The sequence below is a fragment of the Microbacterium sp. zg.Y909 genome (genome assembly GCF_024626565.1).
Genome location: NZ_JANJFJ010000487.1, coordinates 1 through 2,938, shown reverse-complemented (window position 1 = coordinate 2,938; position 2,938 = coordinate 1). Strand labels below are relative to the sequence as shown.

Sequence of the window (2,938 nt, the reverse complement as noted above, 5' to 3'; positions counted from 1 at the left end):
TGCTCGCCCGCATCAACGCCGGCGGCACCACGGTGCTGATGGCCACGCACGAGGCCGGGTTCGTGGATCAGATGCAGCGACGTGTCATCGAGCTCAGCGGTGGCGTGATCGTGCGTGACGAGCGGCACGGCGGCTACGGCGACACCTCGGCGATTCCGAGTCTCATGCCGGTCGAGGAGAAGGGCGCGGCTGCCGTTGCCGCACTCACTGCGGTGCTCGAGCTGCAGCGCGAGATCATCGGCACCTCGGCCGCCGACATCGCCGCCTCGGCGCCGGGCTCGACGGTGCACGTGACCGCGGTCACGCAGGCGGTGGCGTCGGTCACGCCGCCCGCCGCGTCCGCCCAGCCTGCGCGCGCCGGTGAGGCGGCATTCCAGGTCAGCGAGAAGGCACCCCCGCGCGCAGCGCCGGATGCCGAACCGGCGGCATCCGCCCTGCCCGCGACCGCCGACGAGCAGGCCGCCCCCGCCGAGCCCGCCCCGCGTACGAACCCGGTGACCATAGAGGTTCCCCCCGTGGAGCTGGACGAGCTCGGCCTCGCGGACCGCCTGGGCCTGGGTGGCCGCTCGGCCGAAGACGAAGTGGGGCCGACCTCGTGAGAATCGGACTGATTCTGGGCGAGGCGCTGTCGGGCCTGCGCCGCAACGTCTCGATGGTGATTTCCGTCGTGCTGGTCACCTTCGTCTCGTTGACCTTCGTCGGCGCCGGCATGCTCATGCAGATGCAGATCGGCAAGATGCAGGATTACTGGGTCGAGCGGGCCCAGGTCGCCGTCTACATGTGCGCCGACAATTCACTCGCCCCCACCTGCGTGGATGGCGTCGCCACCGAGGATCAGGTGGCCATGGTGCAGGAGAAGCTCGACAGTCCCGCGCTGGACCCTCTCATCCGGGACGTGCGCTTCGAGACCCAGGACGAGGCGTACCAGAACGTGATCGATCTGCTCGGCGAGGATTACGCCGGCATCGTCGCCGCCGACCAGTTGAACCAGACGTTCTGGATCAACCTCGTCGACCAGTCGCAGTCGGAGGTCATCATCGAGGCCTTCAGTGGCATGGCCGGCGTGGAAGAGGTCGCCGACCAGCTGCAGTACCTCGACCCGCTCTTCTCCGCCCTGACGGTGGCGACCTACCTGGCTGTCGGCATCGCCGCGCTCATGCTCGTCGCCGCCGTGCTGCTGATCGCCACGACCATTCGCCTCTCGGCATATGCGCGTCGTCGCGAGCTGGGCATCATGCGCCTGGTGGGGGCATCGAACCGGTTCATCCAGACTCCCTTCATCCTCGAGGGCGTGTTCGCCGCCTTCCTCGGCTCTCTGCTGGCCTGCGCGGCGATTCTCGCCGGGGTGCAATTCGGGGTGAACGACTACCTGCGAGGCAGGGTCGAGTTCGTCAACACGTGGGTCAACCTGGGCGATGCGGCGATCGTGCTTCCCGTGATGATCATCATCGGCGTCGTTCTCGCGGCGGTGTCAGCCGGCTTCGCCATCCGCCGGTGGCTGCGCGCGTGACCACCGCTCGGCGTCGGGGCGCGACGCGCACCCGGTATGCTGGTGGGCTGCCGCGCGCCCGTCGCGGCGTACCGGAGGAGTGAGCATGCCCAGGGAACGCGGGGAGAAGGTCATCGCGACCAATCGTCGCGCGCGCCACGACTACGCCATCGAGAAGACGTACGAGGCGGGTCTCGTGCTCACCGGCACCGAGGTCAAGTCACTGCGGCAGGGTCGCGCCAACCTCACCGACGGCTATGCCTACATCGATGGGGGAGAGGCCTTCCTCGACTCGGTGCACATCCCCGAGTACTCGCAGGGGCACTGGACCAACCACGCGTCCAAGCGCACGCGCAAGCTGCTGCTGCACAAGGACGAGATCGTGAAGATCTCCCACGCCGTCTCGGCAGGCGGGTACACGCTGGTGCCGCTGCGGCTGTACTTCTCCGACGGGCGGGCCAAGGTCGAGATCGCCGTGGCGAAGGGCAAGCGCGAGTTCGAGAAGCGTCAGACGATCCGCGAGCGCGAAGACAAGCGTGAGGCCGAGCGCGCGATGCGCTCGCGCAACCGCCTGGGCGACTGAGCTCTCAGCGCGCGGTGAAGCGGGCTTCCACCGCAGCGCTGACGACGATGTCGTCGGGCTGCAGGCGCAGCTGCGGCGACGTCTCGGCATCCCCGGAGAAGGATGCGCGCATCATGCGTGCGCCAGGGCCGGGCCCCGGCTCGCCGGGTGTGGACAGCAGCCCGACGTCTGCCACCTCGAGCGGCGTGAGCGTGCCGCGCCCGAGGGCAGCCGCGTAGGCGGTGGCGCGGTCGACGGCGACGCCGACGGCTTCGGATGCCACATCGCGCTCGACCGCCGCGCGCGTGACGGGCGTCAGTCGCCACTCCACGTTCGTGATCTCCACGTCCTCGCGGTCAGCGACCGCCGTCACCCAGGCCGACAGCGGGGTGGGATCGTCGAAGGTCGCGGTCAGGTCTACAGACGCGTGGTGCACGGGTGCGAGGCGGTGCCCGTCGCCCCACGGGCGCTCGGACCACACCGCCATGCGGTCGCTCGTCCACTCCACCAGACCCTCGACGCCGCGCCGGGCGGCCAGGGCGTCGGTGAGGGGCGCCGCAACGGACTCGAGCCGCGCGACCACCTCGGAGCGGTCGGGTCCCTCGACGGCGACGCGCAGCGTGACGACGGCCTGCTCGGCGGCGACGCGGCGCTCATGCTCTCCGCGGACGGTGATGGTGACGTCGGTCATGGCTGCGACTCTACGCGGCGGACGGCCGGGAGACCGTCCGGGAATGGCGTGGGGGTGGCATCCGTTATAGTCTGTGGTGCCCGGAGCTTCGGCTTTCGGGTTGGCAACTCCACAGCGTGACAGCGGTTCCTTCGAAAGAGGGGTTCACGGGGATGATCGGTTTCGACATCGCCTGAGTCTCTGCGAGAAGCGGGCC

The 2,938-nt window shown here is 69.5% G+C and carries 3 protein-coding genes and 1 pseudogene; 3 read left to right on the top strand and 1 reads right to left on the bottom strand.

All coding sequences use genetic code 11. From position 1 onward, the window contains the following. The 3 genes and pseudogenes from NQ160_RS21750 to smpB form a co-directional block, all read left to right on the top strand. Nucleotides 1-599 (top strand): annotated as a pseudogene (locus NQ160_RS21750) (cell division ATP-binding protein FtsE); the annotation flags it as partial. Further along, nucleotides 596-1,510 carry a permease-like cell division protein FtsX gene (gene ftsX, locus NQ160_RS21745; RefSeq protein ID WP_257517138.1) on the top strand — a complete coding sequence of 305 codons (915 nt, stop codon included), beginning with the start codon at nt 596-598 and terminating at the stop codon, nt 1,508-1,510. The pseudogene NQ160_RS21750 and the gene ftsX, both read left to right, overlap by 4 nt. A gap of 85 nt (nt 1,511-1,595) precedes the next feature. Then, entirely contained in the window at nt 1,596-2,072 is a 477-nt protein-coding gene (smpB, locus tag NQ160_RS21740; protein WP_191717717.1) for an SsrA-binding protein SmpB, read from the top strand. A 4-nt stretch (nt 2,073-2,076) separates the two neighbouring features. Here the strand turns inward: smpB and NQ160_RS21735 are convergent, their stop codons facing one another. Then, nucleotides 2,077-2,742 (bottom strand): SIMPL domain-containing protein, encoded by a 666-nt coding sequence (locus NQ160_RS21735; protein ID WP_257514564.1) that lies wholly within the window; start codon nt 2,740-2,742, stop codon nt 2,077-2,079. Nucleotides 2,743-2,938 lie beyond the last annotated feature (196 nt).

Bases quoted from the DNA above. Each gene is read 5' to 3' on its own strand.
- smpB (WP_191717717.1), top strand. From the start codon at position 1,596: ATGCCCAGGGAACGCGGGGAGAAGGTCATCGCGACCAATCGTCGCGCG.
- NQ160_RS21735 (WP_257514564.1), bottom strand. From the start codon at position 2,742: ATGACCGACGTCACCATCACCGTCCGCGGAGAGCATGAGCGCCGCGTC.